15 protein-coding genes are annotated in these 18,883 nt (G+C 57.3%); 5 read left to right on the top strand and 10 right to left on the bottom strand.

All coding sequences use genetic code 11. The features are described 5' to 3' along the window. The 3 genes from SE16_RS01085 to SE16_RS01075 are packed head-to-tail and all read right to left on the bottom strand — an operon-like array spanning position 1 to position 3,065. Positions 1 to 813 (bottom strand): enoyl-CoA hydratase/isomerase family protein, encoded by an 813-nt coding sequence (locus SE16_RS01085; RefSeq protein WP_054493159.1) that lies wholly within the window; start codon positions 811 to 813, stop codon positions 1 to 3. Positions 814 to 822: 9 nt separating this feature from the next. Next, positions 823 to 2,115: a glutamate-1-semialdehyde 2,1-aminomutase gene (hemL, locus tag SE16_RS01080; protein ID WP_054493160.1), complete on the bottom strand. Its 1,293-nt coding sequence runs from the start codon at positions 2,113 to 2,115 to the stop codon at positions 823 to 825. A 14-nt stretch (positions 2,116 to 2,129) separates the two neighbouring features. Next, a complete protein-coding gene (locus SE16_RS01075; protein ID WP_060687094.1) occupies positions 2,130 to 3,065 on the bottom strand; it encodes a diacylglycerol/lipid kinase family protein in 936 nt (311 codons plus the stop codon). 198 nt (positions 3,066 to 3,263) lie between these two features. On the opposite strand from SE16_RS01075, the gene SE16_RS01070 reads away from it, so the two are divergent. Both SE16_RS01070 and SE16_RS01065 read left to right on the top strand, forming a co-directional pair. Next, complete coding sequence (locus SE16_RS01070; protein WP_054493561.1) at positions 3,264 to 6,953, top strand: sensor histidine kinase; 3,690 nt, start codon at positions 3,264 to 3,266, stop codon at positions 6,951 to 6,953. After that, a complete protein-coding gene (locus SE16_RS01065; protein WP_054493562.1) occupies positions 6,934 to 8,016 on the top strand; it encodes an adenylate/guanylate cyclase domain-containing protein in 1,083 nt (360 codons plus the stop codon). Before SE16_RS01070 ends, SE16_RS01065 begins: the two co-directional genes overlap by 20 nt. A 49-nt stretch (positions 8,017 to 8,065) precedes the next feature. On the opposite strand, the gene SE16_RS01060 is transcribed toward SE16_RS01065, so the two are convergent. From SE16_RS01060 to SE16_RS01035, 6 genes are all read right to left on the bottom strand, one after another. After that, complete coding sequence (locus tag SE16_RS01060; protein WP_054493563.1) at positions 8,066 to 9,298, bottom strand: NYN domain-containing protein; 1,233 nt, start codon at positions 9,296 to 9,298, stop codon at positions 8,066 to 8,068. 46 nt (positions 9,299 to 9,344) lie between these two features. Further along, on the bottom strand, positions 9,345 to 10,064 hold the full coding sequence (locus SE16_RS01055) for a DUF554 domain-containing protein (RefSeq protein ID WP_054493564.1): 720 nt from the start codon (positions 10,062 to 10,064) through the stop codon (positions 9,345 to 9,347). Positions 10,065 to 10,204: 140 nt separating this feature from the next. Then, positions 10,205 to 12,526 (bottom strand): DUF2079 domain-containing protein, encoded by a 2,322-nt coding sequence (locus SE16_RS01050; protein ID WP_054493565.1) that lies wholly within the window; start codon positions 12,524 to 12,526, stop codon positions 10,205 to 10,207. A gap of 2 nt (positions 12,527 to 12,528) precedes the next feature. After that, entirely contained in the window at positions 12,529 to 13,740 is a 1,212-nt protein-coding gene (gene rnd / locus SE16_RS01045; protein WP_054493566.1) for a ribonuclease D, read from the bottom strand. A gap of 21 nt (positions 13,741 to 13,761) precedes the next feature. Continuing rightward, positions 13,762 to 14,367: a CDP-alcohol phosphatidyltransferase family protein gene (locus tag SE16_RS01040; protein WP_054493567.1), complete on the bottom strand. Its 606-nt coding sequence runs from the start codon at positions 14,365 to 14,367 to the stop codon at positions 13,762 to 13,764. 15 nt (positions 14,368 to 14,382) lie between these two features. Then, the gene (locus tag SE16_RS01035) at positions 14,383 to 15,195 is read right to left on the bottom strand and encodes a 3'(2'),5'-bisphosphate nucleotidase CysQ family protein (protein WP_054493568.1); all 813 of its coding nucleotides are present in this window, start codon (positions 15,193 to 15,195) and stop codon (positions 14,383 to 14,385) included. 417 nt (positions 15,196 to 15,612) lie between these two features. On the opposite strand from SE16_RS01035, the gene speD reads away from it, so the two are divergent. The 3 genes from speD (at position 15,613) to SE16_RS01020 (ending at position 17,869) form a co-directional block, all read left to right on the top strand. Continuing rightward, positions 15,613 to 16,008 (top strand): adenosylmethionine decarboxylase, encoded by a 396-nt coding sequence (gene speD, locus SE16_RS01030; protein ID WP_082374334.1) that lies wholly within the window; start codon positions 15,613 to 15,615, stop codon positions 16,006 to 16,008. Beyond that, positions 15,962 to 16,915, top strand: a complete 954-nt coding sequence (locus SE16_RS01025) for a spermine/spermidine synthase domain-containing protein (RefSeq protein WP_082374335.1) — start codon at positions 15,962 to 15,964, stop codon at positions 16,913 to 16,915. Before speD ends, SE16_RS01025 begins: the two co-directional genes overlap by 47 nt. Before the next feature lie 321 nt (positions 16,916 to 17,236). Further along, the gene (locus SE16_RS01020) at positions 17,237 to 17,869 is read left to right on the top strand and encodes a hypothetical protein (protein WP_152918163.1); all 633 of its coding nucleotides are present in this window, start codon (positions 17,237 to 17,239) and stop codon (positions 17,867 to 17,869) included. An 82-nt stretch (positions 17,870 to 17,951) separates the two neighbouring features. On the opposite strand, the gene SE16_RS01015 is transcribed toward SE16_RS01020, so the two are convergent. After that, positions 17,952 to 18,866: an LLM class F420-dependent oxidoreductase gene (locus SE16_RS01015; RefSeq protein WP_054493571.1), complete on the bottom strand. Its 915-nt coding sequence runs from the start codon at positions 18,864 to 18,866 to the stop codon at positions 17,952 to 17,954. Positions 18,867 to 18,883: the final 17 nt, after the last annotated feature.

The following is an 18,883-nucleotide window of genomic DNA, read 5'->3' as shown; positions in this document are numbered from 1 at the left end:
TCACAACGGCGCCTTCGGTTCAAACCGTGGGCGCCGTTTTTCGCGCAAAGACGCCAGTCCTTCGCGCACATCAGGCCCACGAAAGCCCAAAAATTCGAGCGCCAACGAGGTATCGAAAATGGGGCCCGCAACGCGCAGCCAGTTATTCAAGGCATATTTGGTCCAACGAATGGCGGTCGGCGAGCCCGCCGCCAGCCGCCGCGCAATATCGAGCGCGGTTGCGTAGACCGCATCATCCTCCACCGCCAACGAGACCAACCCCATGCGCTCCCCATCTTCACCAAACACCGGTTCGTTCAACAGAAGGTGGTACTTGGCTTTCGCCATCCCCACCAAGAGCGGCCAAATAATCGCCGCATGGTCGCCAGCGGCAACCCCCAACCGTGTATGCCCATCCAGCAAACGCGCCCGCTTGCCGGCCACAGAAATATCCGCCAGCAGAGCCACCGCCAGGCCAGCGCCCACAGCCACGCCCTCAATCGCTGCGACAATGGGTTTCGAGCAGTTGATAACGTTGTACACCAAATCACGCGCTTCTTTCCACACACGCACCAGCACGTCGTAATCTTCAATCATCTCCTCAATCAAATCGAAACTGCCCCCCGACGAAAACACGCCATTCGCGCCACGCACCAACACAACCGCCACATCGGGGTCTTCGTCCACGGCGCGCCACACAGCCGCCAAATCACGGTGCATCTCCGCATCGGCGGCGTTCAATGTCTGCGGATTTTCGAGGATAACCTCCAAAATCCGCTCTTCGGGTTGCGCAAAACGCAAAGCGCGAAAAGCCGTTGTGTAGCGTTCCAGCATCTTCGCCTCCTATTCGGTTGTCAGCGTCATCACCGCCTCGGCGACGGCATCCAGCGTTGCGTCAATCACGGCATCGTCATGCACCAGCGAGAGAAACGCCGCTTCAAACTGGCTGGGCGCAAGATAGACGCCACGCTCAAGCAACGCGTGGAAAAAGCGCGCATAAAGCGCCGTATCGCTCGTTTTGGCGGTGGCGTAATCCACCACATCCGTCTCGGTAAAGAACAGGCTGAACATCGTGCCCACCTGGTGCCCGGTTGCCGGCAGACCGGCACGGCGCACCGTTTCAAGCATGCCTTGCGCCAATCGTTCAGCGCGCGCCGCCATTGCTTCAAAAGCACCTGGGCGGCGAATCAACCGCAACGTCGTCAATCCTGCGACCATCGCGAGCGGATTGCCGCTCAGTGTCCCCGCCTGATACATGGGACCCGCCGGCGCTACCATTTCCATAATCTCGCGACGCCCGCCATAAGCCCCAACCGGCAACCCGCCGCCAATCACCTTCCCCAATGTCGTCAAATCAGGCTGAATGCCGTAGAGCGCCTGCGCGCCCCCCAGCGCCACACGGAAGCCGGTCATCACTTCATCGAAGATGAGCAATGCGCCATAACGCGCTGTCAGCTCGCGCACCCCTTCCAGATACCCCGGCCGGGGCGGGACAACGCCCATATTGCCAGCCACAGGCTCCAAAATCACGGCGGCAATCTCATCACCTATTTGCTCGAAAACAGCACGCAGGGCGTCCAGGTCGTTGAAAGGCACAATGATGGTATCCTGCGCCACGCCGGGGGGGACGCCGGGACTGTCAGGCAAGCCCAACGTCGTCACGCCGCTTCCCGCCGCCACCAGCAAAAAGTCGGCATGACCATGATAGTGCCCCTGCATTTTGACGATTTTGGTGCGCCCCGTGTACGCTCGTGCCAATCGGAGCGCGCTCATGGTGGCTTCTGTGCCGCTGTTGACAAAGCGCACCATCTCCACCGAGGGCACCAACTCGCAAACCAGTTCGGCGAGCTCCGTTTCCAGGACGGTTGGCGCGCCATAGCTGGTGCCACGTTGCGCCTGTTCGCACAGCGCACGCACAACATCGGGGTGCGCATGCCCCGCAATCAGGGGACCCCACGAAAGCACGTAGTCAATGTAACGATTGCCGTCAATGTCCCAGACGTAAGGTCCTTCGCCACGCGCGATAAAACGGGGCGTTCCCCCCACACCCTTGAAGGCACGCACAGGTGAATTGACACCACCCGGAATCACTCGCTTGGCCGCCTCAAAAGCAGCTTGCGACGCTTGTGTATTCATCAGGTGTGCTCCTTTCAGTTGGTTGTCGATTGCTCAAAGTTATCTGCCAACACAGCAAGACGGCGCGGAAAAACGCGCACGCGGATTTCTTCCAAATTTGTGCCCAGCAATTCCCCATCAACCTGGGAGGGTAAAGGGCGGTCGCTTTGCAACACCACTTCACGCGCCCTGTCAAACGCTACGCGCGGGTGATGAACATGTGTGCCGCGCATCACACGCGGCAAAAGCGGCAACAAGTGCCATGGACGCATGGCGTCGGCGAGAGCCACATCCAGCCACCCATCATCCACACGGGCATGCGGGCAAATCCAAAACCCCCCACCGTAGCAAGGTCCATTTGTGACCGCCACCATGGTGATATCCCGTTCCACGGGGTGGCGTTCATCCAGCCACATGCGCACACGCGCCGTTGGGTATCGCGGCAACACTTTCAACACAGCCCACAAATACGCCGCAAACCCGCGCAAACGACGTATGCGGTAGACTTCTTCGGCAACAAAACCATCAAAGCCCCAGCCCAAGCCGTTCAGGAAATAGCGCCCATTGGCGCATCCTACATCCACCTCGCGCGGGGTTGCCCGCCACAACACATCCATCACACGCTCGAATGGTTGCCGATACAGCCCCAACACCTTGACGAAATCGTTGCCGCTGCCCGCGGGCACAATACCCAACGTGGGCAGCGCCACACCTTCATCCTCAGCATGCAACAATCCGTTCACCACTTCATTGATGGTGCCATCGCCGCCTACTGCCACAACAACAGGCCATCCTTCACGCGCCGCTTTCGCCGCCAAGCGCACCGCATCCCCCCGCGCATTCGTCGCCTGCATCTGAAACATCGCCCCACGGGCTTCCATCCATGCCTGCACCGCCGCCGCCCGACGGCGTGCCCCCCCACGCCCCGCCACAGGGTTGTACACAATGAAAAAAGCCTTTGTTGGTTTCACACCTTCCCCCCTCTGTAAACATGCAGGCGCATGATATGCAATCCCCCCGTTTGTTCAAAAGTCTTCATCAAAACCAACGTGCGTATTCATCTTGAAAACCATAGAGAAAAGGTACTCTCGTGTTTGCTGAAACGCCTTCTTGCTCATAGAATAACAGAACCCAGCTCTGTCAATAGAAGCATGTAAAGAAAAAATCCTATGGCGAAACAAATTGAGCGTCAGCCTTTACGCCAATTTTCACGCAGTTTGGTTTATCGTATCTGGTTCGGCTATGTCGTTGTCCTGGGAATTGCGATCATTGCGCTGCTTTTTTCCTATTATCGCATCACCCAACAACAAAACCGCATTTTGTCCATCCTCACTGACGCCACCAGCGAACTTGAAGCCGTTACACACCTCAACGAAGATTTTTCTCTCGCAGAAGCGAGTTGGGAACTCTTTCTGACGAGCGAGTCGAATGACGCTCTCGCCCAATTGACCGCGACCCGCGCGGCATTGACCCAAACCTTCAACGATTTGGAAACCGCTTTTGCAGATGAACCTGAGCGGTTCAACACACTCCGGGCGGCACAGGCAGCCTATCAACAATGGGAATCCCTCGTTGTGAGCGCTCTCGAAAATACGGATACGCTCACCGAGGACGATAAACGCACCTTGTTGCGTGAAACCGAAAGGCTCGCGCGCGAGGTCCAAAGCCACATTCAAACGTTGCGTGAAAATGAATTTGAAGAGTTCCAGGCGCTCCAAATCACTTCGCAAACACTCAGCCGTGATGCCGCGCTCATCGTATTGGTCACATTCCTGTTAGGCGCACTCTTTGCCCTCGGCAGCGTTGTCTTCATGATGCGTTCGATTGCGCGCCCTGTTGAGCAATTTATTGCCGCCACGCAGCGTGTCCGCAAAGGGGATTACAGCCCGCTTGCGCTTGCACAAGCGCCGCGCGAATTCCAGGAAGTCGGTGTTGCCTTCAACCAAATGCTGGATTCACTCCGTCAGCGCGAGCAACAACTCAACGCCCTCAACGCGATGTTGCGGCAACGTGTGCGCGAACTGAACACGTTGCTCGATATTAGCCGTTCCATCAGCAGCTCTCTGGATATGGAAGAAGTGTTGCGCCGCATTCTGCGCGACACCGTCAAGAGTTTCCCCAAAGCTCGCAAAGCCATCATCCACCTGGTGGATGAAGAACGCAAAATGCTCGTGCCGGTCGCCCTCTCCGACGAGGAGATTCCGGTCCGCGAAAAACCTACCATGCACATTGGTGAAGGTATCGCCGGACGTGCCGTCCTCGAACGGCGCAGCTTTTGCATCACCGACACGACCAAAGACCCCGCGTTCATTGACTTTGGTTCAGGGGTGCGCTCACTCATGGTCGCGCCGCTCATTATCGAAGACCGCGTTATTGGGGCGCTCAGCATTGATAGCGACCAACCCGGCACATTTACATCCGACCATGAATTGATGCTGCAACTGCTTGCCAGTCGTGTCGCCGCTGCCATTCAAAACGCGCAACTCTACCAGCAAAGTGAAAGTCGCATCCGCGCCCTGACGCGCCTCTATCAAAGCCTCTTGCGACTGGCGGGTGAGCACGACGTTGCGGCGCTCCGCCGCCACATTCTCCAAGAAGCGCTTGACATGCTTCCGGCACGCGCGGCGGCGCTCTTCATCAAGCGCGGGGAACACCTGTTCCTTGCCGAACATATCAACATGCAACGGCATACCAATTTGCACGAAATTTTGCTGCAAGGCGATTTCATTACCTTCGTGCGTGCGATTGGTGCCACAACAGGCCAAGGTCCCATTCAAGGGAAACGCAACGACGGCTCAACCTTCACGATTGAATGCAAACAGTACATCGCCGCGCCACTTGCCTGGGAAAACGAAGTGCGCGCTATCCTTCTGTTGCTCGACCCCGAAAAAGTAGCCAACGACACCGTTCAAATCTTCTCGCTCCTTGCGCAAGAAGCCGCCGCCGCCTACGAAAATGCGCTTCTACTGGCGCAAGAAAAACGACGCATCGAACAACTCACTCTCTTGCACGAAATTGGTCGGCGGCTCTACACCATTCTGGACCTTGACCACCTGCTGACGGAAGTCGTCTTTGCGATTCAACGCGCCTATGGGTACGCCCAGGTCAATATCAACCTGGTCAAGGACGAATACGCCTATCTCGCTGCCACGACTGATACCAGTTTGCTCACGCGCCGCAAAAACCGCCCGCTCAAAGTCGGTTCAGAAGGGATTGTGGGGCACGTTGCCGCTACCGGAAAGCCGCTCATTGTCAACGACGTGCAAAACAGCGCCTTCTACGTGCCCACACTCGAACAGACACGCGCCGAAATGGCGCTCCCCATTTTCAACCGCAGCGGTGAAGTCATCGGCGTGCTCGATTTGCAAGACGCCCGTACCAACGCGTTCGACGAAAGCGATTTGCTCTTGCTTCAAACGCTCACCAATCAGCTGAGCGTTGCCATTGAAAACGCCCAGCTCTTCCGCAAGGTCCAACAACACGCCGAACAGGTCACCCGCCTGTTGGACATTATTCAACACCTGCGCCGCCAACCCGACTTGCCCACACTCTTTGAACAGGTTTGCCGCACGGTCAGCGAAACGCTGGGCTGGAACACGGTGGCGCTCTTCTTGCGGGATGAGGAACGTGGCGTTGTCTTGCCCGCGGCAGCCGTTTCACGCGACCCCGCGCTTGAAAAGCGCATTTTAGGCTTGCCGCCTTCGCCCATCGAAGAATCGTTCTGGCAACACGAAAAGTACCGCATCAGCCAATCCTACTTCATTCGCGCCGAACAACTCAGCCAGGAACAGTTGGAATATCTGCGCGAAACCGACCGCCTCATCTTGCAGGATGAAGTCATCATCCTCAATGAATCTGAAGGGCGTCATCGCTGGCATCCTGCTGACGTGTTGATTATTCCCATCCGCCTGGGCGACCGTATTCTCGGGCATCTCTCAGTTGACGGTCCGGCGGATGGATTGCGCCCAACATGGGAACAAATCCAGGTGCTCGAACTCTTTGCACACCAGGTTGCTACCGCCATCGAGGACGCGCGGCTCATCTCGGAATTGCAAGCGCGCACCGAAGAATTGCAACGCGCCAACGAAGAGCTGGCGCGCGCCTCACGCTTGAAGAGCGAATTCCTCGCCAACATGAGCCACGAATTGCGCACACCGCTCAACTCCATCATCGGGTTCAGCGAAGTGTTGCAGGATGAAGCCTTTGGCGAACTCAACGAGCACCAGCACCGCTACCTGAACAACATTCTGACCAGCGCCCGCCACCTGTTAGACCTCATTAACGATATTCTGGACCTCTCGAAAATTGAAGCCGGGCGCATGGACCTGCATTACGAACTGTTTGACCTGCACGGCGCTATCGAAGAAGTTGTGAGCGTTGTGCAACCACTTGCCGAAAAGAAAGGGCTGGAACTCAAATACACCCTTGACCACGCCCCCGCCCGCATCGTCGCCGACCGTCTGCGCTTCAAACAGGTGCTCTACAATATTGTTTCCAACGCCATCAAATTCACCGAAGAAGGGTCGGTCACCATTTGGGCGTGGGAAGAAAGCGACAGGTTGCGCCTCACGGTCGAAGATACCGGGGTCGGCATTCCCGCCGATAAACTGGATACAATTTTCGAGGCGTTTACCCGCATTGAAGAAGACCGCTATCGCCGCTCAACCGAAGGCACGGGCTTGGGGTTGACCTTGACCCGCCGCCTGGTTGAAATGCATGGTGGGCGTATCTGGATTGAGAGTGAGGAAGGCAAAGGAACGCGCGTGCACATTGAAATGCCGTTGCAAGGGCAAGAACAGGTTGACGAGCGCACCCAGATACTGAATAAAGAGGGTCGTCATGACGCAAGCCAAGAGTGAAAACAAGCCACGCATTCTTGTGGTAGATGACCATCCACACAACGTGGAACTGGTCGAAGCGATGTTGATTCCACAAGGATACCTCATTTTCACAGCATACGATGGCGTTGAAGCCCTGGAAGCCGTCGAAAAACATGATCCCGACCTCATTATCCTGGACATTATGATGCCGAAGATGGACGGCTTCGAGGTCGCTCGGCGTTTGCGCGCTGATGAACAAAGGCGCGCTATCCCCATCCTCATGCTCACCGCTCTGCGCGAAGTGCAAGACAAGGTCAAGGGGCTGGAAGCCGGCGCCGATGATTTTCTCAGCAAGCCGTTCAATCGCGTAGAACTCTTGGCGCGTGTGCGCTCTTTGCTGCGTATCAAGCAACTGCATGATGAATTGCAAGCCAAAAACGCTTTGCTGGAACAGGTTCTGACGCGCTACGTCTCGCGCGAAATCGCCCAGACCATTCTCGAAAACCCGGATGAGAACTTGCGCCTGGGGGGGCGCACATGCGTCATCAGCGTTCTTTTTGCGGATATCCGCGGCTTTACGCACTTTGCCGAACGCCGTGATGCAGCCCTCGTGCTGGACGTACTCAACCGCATTTTCAACGTGCTGACGCCGCTTGTCTTTGAATACGGCGGCACCATGGACAAATACCTCGGCGACGCCATCATGGCATTTTTCGGCGCACCGCTTGCCAGCGAAAACGACGCCGAGCGCGCGATTCGCACGGCATGGGCGATGCAACAAGCGTTCTTGCGCATGCGCGAAGGCGATGAGTTGCTGCAAAAACTTCACATTGGGATTGGTATCGCCACAGGGGAAGCGGTAGTCGGCAACGTAGGCTCAGAGCAAGTGATGGATTACACCGCGATTGGGAACACGCCAAACACCGCCAAACGCCTGCAAGAAATTGCGCATGGCGGTGAGATTTTGATTGACAACGCCACCTATGAGCGAGTCAAAGACCTGGTTGTCGTACGCCCCATTGAACCGATTGTGCTCAAAGGGCATAGTGAACCCATTCGGGCGTACCGTGTGGAAGAAGTCAAAGAGCCTACCCCCGCCTAAACGCAAGTGGGGGACTCTCACGGAATCCCCCACCTAGCACTTTCGCCCTTCATGATGTTGTCGGTGTATCCCCAGACGCTGTTTTCTCACCTCGACGGAATCGACTCAACGCCAACGGGTCTTCGCCCGGCAAAAAGACCTCGTGCACGGTGCCCGTTGTCAAGGTTTGCACAAGCCCTTGCGCCTCGGCGGCTTCGACCAAATCCTTGAATTTGCTGAACGGCTTGCCATCGGGCCCAACAAAACGGCGCTCATCAAAACCGGGGTAGAGCTCCTTCATCAGCACTTTGAGCGTTGCCATCGTACACAGGTTGTTGCGTTTGCGCGCCTCGTGCACAGCTTGCACAAGCAACTGCAACGGGTCCACATCCCCCTGTATCAAGCGGCTTGAACTCGCTTCTGATGGCGTCTCAGCGGTATCGGCTTTGTGCGCGCGACCACGCCGCCCTTTCTCGCTTTTTTCTTTCTTGCCATTGCCTTGTTCACCTGCGTACACAGCCATAGAGAGGTCTTCGCCCGGCAACAACACTTCGTTAACTGTGCCGCTACTTACAATGCGAATCAAGCCCCGCCGTTCACATTCCTTCATGAAGTCCTTGAATTTTTGGAATGAGCGCCCATGGCGGTCTTTCAGTTTGGTGTGGTCGAACTCGCCCAACAATTCCACCAAGAGAAGTTTGATGATGGCAAATGTGGGCACATTCCCCCGTTGGCGCGCCAGTTTGACAGCTTCGGGAACCGCCTCAAAGGGGTCCATTTTCTCACGGGCGGGGCGAATATCATCAGAAAGCTGATGGTAGAACAAAAACTCGTCGGCGCTTTGCGCCAAATGGCTGCTTGCCGTATCGGCAACCCCAATCACGACACACATCTTGCCCTTTTGGCGAATCGCGTGAATCAGCGGGATGAAATCCCGGTCGCCGGTGACGAAGACATACACGTCAATGTTTTCGTGCGTGTAGAGCGTCCGCATGGCGTCAATCACCATGTGGATGTCCACACTATTTTTGATAGCGGTCGCTTTGTGCGGTTCTTGCCCGTAGTAATACGTCGGTACATAAACGGGCTCAATCCCGTTGGCGTAAAGCGCATTAGTCACACGCTGATACCGATACCAATCAGCATACGCTCGCGCAATAATCACACGACCATATTCGGCCGCTTTTTCCATGATGTATTCAAAATTCGGATTTTGCCCATACACTTCACGGACAGAGATATAGACGTTCTCAAAATCAACAAATAACGCAACATCTCGTTGCTCGGTCGGTAAACTCATCATGCCTTACTCCTCATGTGGCGTGCGCTCTTGCAAGCACACTTTTTATTTATGGAATGAGGTGTTGCACCAGGAAGACCAACAGCGGAGCAAAGACGAGCGCGGGAAGAAAGTTGGCGACACGGATACGCTTGATATCCAGCAATCCCAAGCCTATCCCCAAAATCAACACCCCTCCCGTCGCGGTCAGTTCCACAAGCGCGGGGGTGTCCGCCGTCAATGAGCCTGCCAGCGACTGCGCAAAGAGCATCGCCCCCAGCGAAATGCCCCCCTGGTAGATGAGAATGGTGAACACGCTGAGCAAAACGCCCCATCCCATCACAGACGCAAACGCCATCGCGGCAAAACCATCCAGCAGGCCCTTGATGGCCAACAGTTCAAAGTTTCCCGTCAACCCATCTTGCAACGCTCCCAACACGGTCATCGGTCCTACACAAAAAACGAGGCTCGCTGTCACAAACCCTTCACTCACGCGCGATGTCGCCTGATTGTCGGGATGCACAAGGCGCTGCTGAAACCAGTCGCCCAATGCCTCCAAACGGTCATCAAGCCGCCACCACTCGCCAACAACACCGCCCAACAACACGCTGAAAATGACCACGAGCACATTTTGCGTAGTCAAAGCCATTTGCATTCCAACAACGAGCGTCGCCAATCCCAAACCATGCATGACCGTGTGGCGCGTCTTTTCCGGCAAACGGTTGCCAAACAGCAAGCCAATTGTGCCACCCACAAGAACCGTTATGGCGTTGATGAGTGTTCCCAACATACGTTTTCTACTAGCACAAATAGGTTTGTTGCTCAGATTGGCACTTTCCGTTTGCCCAAGGTGATGCAACACCAGTGGAAAGTATAGCACAAGACAAACGCACGTATCAATCGGGGCGCCTTCATCAGGCAAGCCCCCGTCTATTTGTCGTCCTGCACCACAAATTGATGGACTTCGAGAGCATTATCGGGCGTCCCCGCAGGTACGCGCTGCCCTGTTTGCGCATCATACAAGCCCACAATGAGCCGATACCGCCCCGCCGGCAGGTCGGCAGGCAGTGCAATGATATGCGGATCTTGAATGCGCTCACCCGGCTGCCAATCCACAGTTGGCCGTAGCCCAACAGCCGGCTGGCTATCATGTTGCGCCACCAGTTGCCCCGCTTCGTTCAGCACCTGCGTAAAGACAGTCAGCGGCACATCCGTTGCGCCGCCTGCCTGCCATGTCAACGTCACGGTATAGGGCTGCCCCGCGGTGACATACTCGTCTGCCGGCACTTGCACGCGCACCAACTCAGTGGGGACAGGCGTGGTTTCAAAACGGTGCGGCAACGCCACTTCGGCATCCGCCCATCGCGCTGGTGGGTGTTGTGTCAACCAAACCGCCCCCTCCGGGCGATACCCCACATCACCGGCAAAAACAGTTGGCGAAAGCGCCTGCTCACCCTGCCGCACCTGCACAGCGACGCCGAACGGCTCCGGCACAGGCCAAGGCAACATGCGCGTGCGCACCGTCTCGCCTTCTTTCCACATCACAGGCGGATACCAAATCGTTTCCACCATGGGGCGCAACGAGGTGTCTTCCAACACAGACCCCGTCCGCAGGTCAAAATAAAAGGGCCAGAGGTGCGTATCCGCCGAGGCAGGCCCCACACGTTGCCAGTACAGGGTGAGACGCCACCCTTTGCGTTCTTCGGTCAAGGTGTACCCCACCAGACGCACGGCATTCCCAAACTGCACATCAACGGGCACGGCGGCTCCATCGGGCGTGGTGCGGGCAAAGGTGTAAAATTCATCCGGGAAGGTTTTACGCGATGCGCCACGCCGCAACAAAAGCCACCCATCTTCAGCGGCTTCAATCCCCCACTCGCCCGCCAGCATCTCTTGCACCGTGCGATACAGATCATTGGGATGTTGCAAAAGCAGCGGGATGGTGACATCAATCAACACATAGTCGGCATCGCGCACGTCAGGGAACTGGTAGATACGCTCGCGCTGGCTCACGTGTGGATTGAGCCGCCATTGCGCCGAGACCGCGGCATCGGGGGGGATACGCGCGATGATACGCTCGCCAATGCGGTGATGTTCGGTCACGCGCGGCCACTCGAACCAGCGCGCAAGCGGCGTTGCACCATCCTGCCGGTGCGCCCACATCAGCAATGGGAGCGCCAGAAGCACGCCCACACGCGCCACATGCTGTGGTGAGCCGCCGCGCGCGCGCCACCAGTGCGCCAGCCGCGCCAATCCCACAATACTCGCGGCAAAGACAAAGGGGGTGATAGGCGCAGGATAGTGAAAGCCAACCGGCGTGCGCATGGGTTCGGACGAACTGAGCAAGTTGACGGCAAATGAAGGCGCGGCAATCAGCAGCACCTCGGGGGCAAGCAAAGCCAGAAAGCCCAGCGGCGCCAGAATCGTGGCGAGATACCTGATTGCCCCGCCTTCCAGCGCCCGCATGATGATGCGCTGCGGTGCAGTCAGCGCCGTTTTCACCAACCCCCAAAAGCCATCCCCCAACCCTTCGTAGTAGGAAAGAAAAACATGCTCGCCTTTGGGGCTAAAATAAGCCGTCACCACTTCGATGGCGAAAAGCGACCAGCCCGCCCCCGCCAGCATGGTCACCAACCCCAGACGACGCCGCCCTTGCACGAAAAAGGCATACGCGCCCATGAGCGCCACCAGGAAGCCGATTTCTTCCTTGGTCATGGCGGCGAGGAATGCCGCCAGAGCGAAGAGGCGCACGCGCCCTTCATCCAGCCAATTGAAGGCGAACAAAAGCAAACTGGACGCCAACGCCACTGCGTGAAAGTCAAACAGCACGACCCCTTCCAGCGGTGGGTACAAGACCCACGCCAGTGGGAAGAAAAGCGCCGCCCAGTCGTCTTGCAAGCGCCGTCTTGCCAGCCAGTAGGCGGGCAATGCCCCCGCCATCACGACAGTCGCCTGCACAATCAACAGCATGCGCGGGTCGCTCCACAGCCAATAGAGGGGCGCAATCAGGAAAAGAATCGGCTCTACATGGTGCGCAAGCCGAATGTCTACACCGGGAATGTTCGTGAGACGCAGCGGGCGACCATGCGCCGTGTTCCAAACCGCCTGGTCGTAGTTCCCAAGGTCAAAGGCTGTGGTCAGAAAGGCGTTATGGCGTTGAACGGTCAACGCCACAAAAAAAAGCAGACCGGCGACAGTGATCAACCAAGCGATATACTCAGGAAGAGAGCGACGCTGCATGATACGAGGCATAGTTACACATCGTCAGCCAGGTTGAGATATTCGAGGCGTCCATCTACGGGGTTCCACATCAAGGCGGCGCGGCCTTCCAGCAACGCCAAAAGTGATTCACCGACCACTTCACGCCGCCATCCCTGCAAAAGCGGCAAACCGGTACGCGCTTCCGGTTCAGAGGCGAGCAAGTGTTCCAGGTCTTCACGTGTCGCCAATGTGTCCGGGGCGACGTTGGCTTCGCGGGCGCGCACCTGCACCCACGCCAACAAGACATCGACAAACTCATGTTCCGATTGGGTGAGTGCGCGGCGTTTTTTCGGCCGTTTCGCGTTTTTTTCATGCTCAGCAGATACCAGAGCGTCGAGCAACTCGGGCCCATACTGTTCAAGAAGCCAATCGGGGATGTCGTGAACGTCGGCTAATTCCTGCAACGAGGACGGTCGCCGTCGCGCCAGATACAGCAACGTCTGATCGCGGAGCACGAAAGGCAACGCCATATCGTGTTCGCGGGCAATGCGCTCGCGCAAAGCCGCCAATGCCCGCAAAGCCGCCTGCTCGGTACGGCGCAAGCGTGAAGCGCCCTTGAACGAACGCCACACATCATCGGGCGCATGCGGGGCAAAGTTGTGCGGTTCGCTCACGCGCTCCATCTCTTCCCAAAACCAGCCGATGCGCTGCATGGCGTCGAGGCGGCGCGCCAATTCGTCCCACAAGGGCAGCAGATAGCGCACATCATCCAGTGCATACTCAATTTGATGCGGGGACAATGGGCGGTGCGACCAGTTTGTCAGCGTTTGCGCCTTCTTCAACTCGATACCCAGCACCTGCCGCACCAGATTGGCGTACCCCACCTGCGCCCCAATTCCCACGATGGAGGCGGCCACTTGCGTATCGGCGAGTGGGCGGGGCACACGTTGCAGCAGGTCGTACAGAATTTCGAGGTCCTGGCGGGCGGCGTGCATGACTTTGAGCACGCGGTCATCCAGCAAACACTCAGCCAAGCGCCCAAGCGATTGCAACGCGCGGTAATCAAGCACCGCCAGCAGGTCATCCGTGGCCAATTGGATGATTTCCAGGCGCGGGCGATACTGCCGGTCGCGCACAAATTCGGTATCCAGCGCAAGGCGCGTCGCCCCTTCAAGATGGCGGTCAAGTTCGGCTAAGGCTTCGGGCGTATCCACCCAAAGCACCGGCAATGTTTTGATGACGACATTCGGACGACGTGGTTTCATTGTTGCTCGACTTTGTTTGCCTCAGACTGGTTCACCAAAGAAGAATCGCTTGCTTTCATAGACAACAGGCGCGCCGCGCAGGATTGTAATGCCCACAGTCAGGATGACAAGCCCGGTGAGCACCAGTTGCAAAGGCGCTAACCAGGCGGCTTCGGGTTGCCAGGCTTGCAATGCCAGGAACAGCGCCAGGGCTGCAAAGACAAAGGCTTTCATGAAGCCGTAGAACGCTCGCATGGGACGCCCGCTCACCAGCCAGCGCGCCCAGGGCGTTTTCATCATTTCAAACGCCGTTTCGCCCTTGGCAAGCGCATACGCCCGAATGGCGTCCGTAATGATGCCGCGGCTGATCACGATGAGCGGAATCAGCACATGAACCAGCCCCAAATCCATGTACACAATCCAGAAGACATTTTCAACCACGCGGTCAATGGCGATATCCATGACGGCGCCGAGGTCGCTCACTTCGCCCCGTTTGCGCGCCACCCAGCCATCCACACCGTCAAGCGCAATCAAGAACAGAATCAACACGAATGCGACCACGCGCGGCGCCACACCATGCACATACAACAGCGCGCACGCCACAGCAAGAAAAATCAAGCGGCTGAGTGTGATGGCATTCGCAACCATGCACATCCTCCCTCGTTATTCGCGATAGAGCGGCGAGACAATGCTGATAATTTTGCGGTGTGCACGCCCATTGCTGGCCACCACGCCGTAGCGGTTTTTCACCACATCGGCGCTGTACACCAGCGGGCGACCATGGCAATCGGTCATGACGCCACCCGCGGCGGTCAACACGGCTTCGGGGGCGGCGGTATCCCACAACTTGGTGTGCGGGCTTGGGTGAATGTACACCTCTGCGCGCTGTTCCAGCAAGGCGGCGACCTTCATCCCCACACTGCCAATGCGCGCCACGTCGGTAATCCCCAGGCGCTTCAACATTTCGTCAGTGATGCCCTCGCCATGCGAGCGGCTCACCACAGCGCGGAACGTCGCGAGGTCGCTCCGTTCACTCACACGGAGCGGCGTCGTCGCTCCTTCATGCTCCAACCATGCCCCTTCCCCCACAATGCCGTAGTAGAGGCGATCGCTACTTGGTTGATAGACCACTCCCATTTGGGGGCGTCCATCCACCACCAGCCCGATTTGCACAACGAATTGGTCAATGCCTTCCAGGTATTCGCGTGTGCCGTCAAGCGGGTCAATCACCCAGACACGGCGATGCGTGTGGGCGCGCATGGTGTCAGGCGATTCTTCGGCGAGAATACCATCTTCAGGAAAATGCGAATGCAATGCCTCAACAAGCAAACGGTTACTTGCACGGTCGGCTTCGCTTTGGGGTGAATTGCCGCCTTTGTCAATCACAGCGCCGACATTGTCACGGTACTGCAAAAGCAAAGCGCCGGCTTCACGGGCGAGTTGCCGTGCGATATCCAGTTCGCGTTCGTATGCCATACGTCATCCTTTCACCATTTCGATTGATTGAGGCAAAACCAGCAGGCATGATAGCATAGGTTAGCGAGAGTGCCAGAGCCCATGACGTTTTTCCTATTTGACACCCACGCTTTCCATTTTTATACTTGGGCGGCTTGTTAGCCTTTTTGTCAACCGCGTTCTTTCCTCGCTTCGGCGGGGGGAACGCTTTTTTCTGTACTGTAGGGGGGTGAGACGCCGAGACCGCCTTCACACTGCAGCGGTCAGAGCCAAAAGGACCAAAAAACACACCTTGTCTCCGGGGTTTGCCTGAGGCTTTGTGCTGATGAGCAGCCAGGAGGCCCATCACAAGTGAATACGGTCCTCCCCCTCGGTCGTTAGGCCTGGGGTGTCCCTTGGGGGCACGAGCAACCATTTTACGCATAAAGGAGGCTCGTTATGACGATTGAGAAGGTGCATGCTTCTCTGGGGGAACTTCTGGGGGCGACCGAGAGGATCGTCCTGGGCAAACACCTGATTGTCGAACTCTGGTCACGTTCTCCTGAACTCTTGAACGACGTTGAACATATTCGCGAAAGTATGCTGGCCGCTGCGGAAGGCGGCGAATTGACGGTTCTCAACATCGCCATGCATGCTTTTGCCCCGCATGGTGTCACCGGCGTGATGCTGCTGGCGGAATCCCACCTTTCCATCCACACCTGGCCGGAATACGGCTACGCCGCCGTGGACGTCTTCACGTGTGGCGGTTTACCCTACAAAGCGCTTGAAATTCTCTCGGAGCGACTCGATGCCGAACGCACACAAATCGTCGAACTGGATCGCGGCGTCCTGTGATCGCACCCACCCCACGTTCGTTGTCCTGACGGGGATTGAACGTTGGGTGGTGCGCACACAATCGCCTTATCAAGAAGTGGTCATTGCCGACCTGTGGAAAGGTGGGCGCGCGCTCTTCCTGGACGCCAATATCCAAATTTACGAAGGCGACGAATTCATCTACCACGAGCGCCTGGTATTGCCGGCCTTGCTAGCGCATCCTTCGCCCCGTCGCGTCCTGATTTTAGGCGGCGGCGATGGGCTTGCCTTGCGCGAAGTACTCCGCGACCAACGTGTTGAAGAAGTGGTCATGGTCGAACTGGACCAGGTGGTGCTGGACGCTTGCAAAGAACACCTCGCCCACATCCACCAGGGCAGTTTCGACCATCCCAAAGCCACCATCATCATTGGCGATGCGCGCAACTTCTTGCGTGAAACAGGCCAGCAGTTCGATGTCGCTATCGTTGACCTTGTAGACCCCTACGAGTTGGAAGGGATGGCGCTCTATGAGGAAGTGATTGGGTTGGTGAAGCGAGTGCTTGCGCCGGGCGGCATTGTCGCCACTCATGGGGAAACGATTCACGCCCCCAACTTCTACGCACTACAAGTGCGCGTTTTGCTGGATCGGCATTTTCGCCATACAGCGCTCCACGCCGCCCATATCCACTCGTTCGCCGGCTCATACGGTTTCATTCTCGCGTCAGACGAAGTGGACTTTGCACACATTCCAACAGAAGTATGGGAAGCACGCACGACGTTTCTCAATGGCGGTTTGCGCGCCCTACGCCCCAATCTGTTTCCGCAAGAGTTGACATTGCCACCTTATCTGGAAGAAGCATACCAACGCTTCCGCGTACACGGGGCTTTCGTCCCGCCAGAGGAACCACCTGACACGTATTGGTGGGAAGAAAACGTTCCTCTTCCCTGACCATTTTCCTATTTCGCCTGTGTCACTATGCAGTACACTCAAGCCCGCTTCGGCGGGCTTGTTGTTTTTGTCCCAAAGAAGTGCTGGAAAATAAAGCGCACAAAACAACAGAGGAAAGAGCAGATGCGTAAGCGGTTCATTTTGGTGATTGGGTGCATTGTTTTTTGCAGTCTCATCTGGTTTCTCAATCTCCCTGCAAAACCAGCGGTACACGCCACAACCACAAATAACAAGTACGTCTACTTGCCAGCCATTGTAAAAGCTCCACCCCCAACACCAACACCGACACCAACCCCCGATCCCTGCGAACCAATCTCCGGCGTGTCTTACACTGCATTCACGATTGAAGGGTCACCTACCGACCGCCCAGCCACCCAACACGCTGACATCAACCTGGCATTGCGCGGCTACGAACCAACTAATGCGTTCCGCGGGCTTGTTGATTATGGCGGCGGATACGACCCCAACGCCCCTCAACTCTATGGGCTGTTCGGCGACCAACGCACGCCCACCTTCACCCAACAATACCGCGTTTACGATTGGGATTGGGGATGCAATTGTCGGGGGAATTTGCTCACAACCTGGTCTGTGACGCTGAGCGGTATGCAAACAACGCCTCTGGAAGTGATTCGCGTTCCCGACAGCGGCTACAACATCGGATATGGGTATGACGCCCTTGTGCTTTACGCAACGCGCGAGCGCATAACGCTCAAATACACCCGCGAAGATAACGTGGTGCATGGGTATACGGTGCATATCGAGAACATCTGTGTGGAACCGTCACTGCTGGCGTTGTACGAACAATGGAACACCGCCGGGCGTACATCGTTGCCGGCGGTGATGGGCGGCCAACCCATCGGGCGCGCCCGCGGTTCGGAAATTCGCGTTGCCATTCGCGATAACGGCACATTCATGGACCCCCGCTCGCGGAAGGATTGGTGGCGCGGGCGCTAGCGCCCACCTGCGCCCACGCGACACACAAAGACCTGGCAGACGTTGAAAGCCTGCCAGGTCTTTTCATGCAGCCGGTACGCTGTCAGTGGAGCAGCGCCTCGGCGAGCGCCGCCAGCCCGTCCACATCGTCCAGACCGAGCCATTGGAGCATGACACGCTGGACACCCACGGTGTCCAACGCGGCAATTTGCTCGCGCACTTCCGACGGCATGCCCACAATCAGCCCGCGCGCCCGCAACTCGTCAGCCGGTGGACGCCCTTCCAACTTGCGCGCCAGTTCGGTTGCATCACGCCCGAAGATGAGCCCCGTCATCAATGAGCGGCGCACGTCGCTGGGACGCCGACCTTCTGCACGCAGCAACTCATCCAGCCGCGCATTCAATTCGGCAATGCGTGCAGGCGGAATGAACACGGCGTTCCACTCATCTGCGTAGCGCGCCACCAGCGGCAACGTCCGCCGCGGGCCGTTGCCGCCAATCAGCACAGGCGGTCCCCCCGGTCGGTGCGGGCGCGGCAAGAGAATGGCATCCTGCAAGTGGTAGTAACGCCCATAAAACGTGACGCGCTCCTCAGAGCGCAGCAGGCGGGTGATGACTTCCAACCCTTCTTCAAAACGGGCGAACCGTTCACGCACCGAAAGCAAATCAAAGCCGAACATGGCATGCTCGCGCTCTTGCCAGCCAGCCCCCACACCAAGCACCAGCCGCCCGCCTGACAAATCGTCCACATCTTTCGCCATGCGGGCTGTAAAGACGGGATGGCGGAACGAAACCGGCGTGACCAGGGGACCAAACTCGATACGCGAGGTGTGGCTCGCCAGCCAGGTCAACGAGACCCACAGTTCCAGCGAGTCTTTGTCGGGTGGGTTGGCGTTGGTGAAGTGGTCGGAGCGATAGAGCCCTACAAAGCCCAAATCTTCCACGGCATGGGCAATGCGCTTCCAGCGCTCCCAATTGAGGCCATTTTGCCCTTCAATCATGATGGCAATCTCAGGCATTGTGCGCTCCTTTGTGC

Source organism: Ardenticatena maritima (assembly GCF_001306175.1).
Classification (GTDB): Bacteria; Chloroflexota; Anaerolineae; order Ardenticatenales; family Ardenticatenaceae; genus Ardenticatena; species Ardenticatena maritima.
The sequence above is the reverse complement of the archived record's forward strand: the minus strand, read 5'-3'. Positions and strand labels throughout refer to the sequence as shown.

Excerpts from the sequence above, each read along its gene's own strand:
- SE16_RS01065 (WP_054493562.1), top strand. The coding sequence starts at position 6,934 with ATGACGCAAGCCAAGAGTGAAAACAAGCCACGCATTCTTGTGGTAGAT.
- SE16_RS01025 (WP_082374335.1), top strand. The coding sequence starts at position 15,962 with ATGCCGAACGCACACAAATCGTCGAACTGGATCGCGGCGTCCTGTGAT.
- SE16_RS01035 (WP_054493568.1), bottom strand. The coding sequence starts at position 15,195 with ATGGCATACGAACGCGAACTGGATATCGCACGGCAACTCGCCCGTGAA.
- SE16_RS01060 (WP_054493563.1), bottom strand. The coding sequence starts at position 9,298 with ATGATGAGTTTACCGACCGAGCAACGAGATGTTGCGTTATTTGTTGAT.
- SE16_RS01050 (WP_054493565.1), bottom strand. The coding sequence starts at position 12,526 with ATGCCTCGTATCATGCAGCGTCGCTCTCTTCCTGAGTATATCGCTTGG.
- hemL (WP_054493160.1), bottom strand. The coding sequence starts at position 2,115 with ATGAATACACAAGCGTCGCAAGCTGCTTTTGAGGCGGCCAAGCGAGTG.
- SE16_RS01070 (WP_054493561.1), top strand. The coding sequence starts at position 3,264 with ATGGCGAAACAAATTGAGCGTCAGCCTTTACGCCAATTTTCACGCAGT.
- speD (WP_082374334.1), top strand. The coding sequence starts at position 15,613 with ATGACGATTGAGAAGGTGCATGCTTCTCTGGGGGAACTTCTGGGGGCG.
- SE16_RS01015 (WP_054493571.1), bottom strand. The coding sequence starts at position 18,866 with ATGCCTGAGATTGCCATCATGATTGAAGGGCAAAATGGCCTCAATTGG.
- SE16_RS01055 (WP_054493564.1), bottom strand. The coding sequence starts at position 10,064 with ATGTTGGGAACACTCATCAACGCCATAACGGTTCTTGTGGGTGGCACA.
- SE16_RS01040 (WP_054493567.1), bottom strand. The coding sequence starts at position 14,367 with ATGGTTGCGAATGCCATCACACTCAGCCGCTTGATTTTTCTTGCTGTG.
- rnd (WP_054493566.1), bottom strand. The coding sequence starts at position 13,740 with ATGAAACCACGTCGTCCGAATGTCGTCATCAAAACATTGCCGGTGCTT.
- SE16_RS01085 (WP_054493159.1), bottom strand. The coding sequence starts at position 813 with ATGCTGGAACGCTACACAACGGCTTTTCGCGCTTTGCGTTTTGCGCAA.